1 protein-coding gene is annotated in these 1810 nt (G+C 71.8%); it reads right to left on the minus strand.

What is annotated here, in order from left to right:
• Nucleotides 1-1810 (minus strand): putative PEP-binding protein (locus RB628_RS40440; RefSeq protein ID WP_318325636.1); only part of this gene is annotated, 1810 nt, incomplete at both ends.

Raw genomic sequence — 1810 nt, forward strand, 5'->3', positions numbered from 1 at the left:
TGAGGTCGTTGGTGCCGAAGGAGAAGAACTCCGCCTCCTCGGCGATCCGGCCGGCCGTCAGCGCGGCCCGGGGCAGCTCGATCATGGTGCCGACCGGGCAGTGCACGGGGACGCCGGACTTGATGGAGACCTCGGCGAGGACTCGCTCCACTTCCTCGCGCTCGATGCGCAGTTCCTCGACGGCGCCGACCAGCGGCACCATGATCTCCGCCTCGGGGGAGCCCCCGGCCCTCGTGCGTTCCACGACCGCCTCGGCGATGGCGCGCACCTGCATAGCGACCAGTCCCGCCACGACCAGGCCCAGGCGGACACCGCGCAGACCGAGCATCGGGTTCTCCTCGTGCATCCGGTTGACGGCTTCGAGCAGCTCGGTGTCGTGCGGGTCAGGCACAGAGCCGCGTGCCTCGGTGGTGGCGATGCGCACGGCGAGGTCGGTGCGGTCGGGCAGGAACTCGTGCAGGGGAGGGTCGATGAGCCGGATAGTGACCGGCAGGCCGTCCATCGCCTTCAGGATGCCGATGAAGTCCTTTCGCTGGAGCGGCAGCAGCGCGCTCAGTGCCCCTTCCCGCTCGGTCTCGTCGCGGGCCAGGATCATCGCCTCGACCAGCTTGCGGCGCTCGCCGAGGAACATGTGCTCGGTGCGGCACAGACCGACGCCCTGCGCGCCGAACCGCCGGGCGCGGGCGGCATCCTCGGGAGTGTCGGCGTTCGCCCGCACCTCCATCCGCCGGGCGTCGTCGGCCCGTTCCATGGCGCGGGCCACGGCATCCACCAGTCCGGCGGACCGCTCACCCGTCTCGAAGTAGCGCATCACCGCGGAGTCGACGAGCGGAGCGGCGCCCAGGTACACAACGCCCTCGGAGCCGTCGACGGAGACGACCGTGCCCTCCTCCACGATGGTGTCGCCCACGGTGAAGCGCCGCGCCGCGGTGTCCACGGTGAGTGCCTCGGCACCGCACACGCACACCGTGCCCATGCCGCGGGCGACCACGGCCGCGTGGCTGGTCTTGCCGCCGCGGCTGGTCAGAACCGCCTGTGCGGCGATCATGCCGGGCAGATCGTCAGGGGTGGTCTCCTGACGTACGAGGACGACCTTCTCGCCCGCGGCGGCCCGGCGGACGGCCTCGGCCGAGTCGAACACCGCAGCGCCCACGGCCGCGCCGGGCGAGGCAGGCAGGCCGTGCGCGAGCGCCTCGCCGACGGCCGCGGTGTCGAAGCGGGGGAACATCAGACGGGCGAGACCGTCCCCGCTGACGCGGGCCAGGCCCTCGTCGGCCGTGATCAGGTTCTCGTCGGCCAGCTCGGCGGCGATGGCGAACGTGGCCTCGGCGGTGCGCTTGCCCACCCGGGTCTGCAGCATCCACAGCCGGCCGCGCTCGATGGTGAACTCGATGTCGCACAGGTCCCGGTAGTGGGTCTCCAACGTCCGCAAGTGGCCGCGGAGTTGCTCGTAGGAGACGGGATCCAGCTCCCCCAGGGCGGTCAGTGCGACGGTGTTGCGGATGCCGGAGACGACGTCCTCGCCCTGCGCGTTCGCCAGGTAGTCGCCGTACAGGCCGGGCCGCCCCGTGGCCGGGTCGCGGGTGAAGGCGACGCCGCTGCCGGAGCCGGACCCGAGATTGCCGAAGACCATGGTCTGCACATTGACCGCCGTGCCCAGGTCGTCGGCGATGTGCTCGCGTCGGCGGTAGAGCCGGGCGCGCTCGCCGTTCCAGGACTCGAAGACGGCGAGGACGGCCCGGCGCAGTTGCTCGTCCGGGGACTGCGGGAAGTCCTCGCCGGTCTCCCGGCGGATCAGAGTCTTGTACGT

The organism is Streptomyces sp. ADMS (assembly GCF_033441795.1).
Classification (GTDB): domain Bacteria; phylum Actinomycetota; class Actinomycetes; order Streptomycetales; family Streptomycetaceae; genus Streptomyces.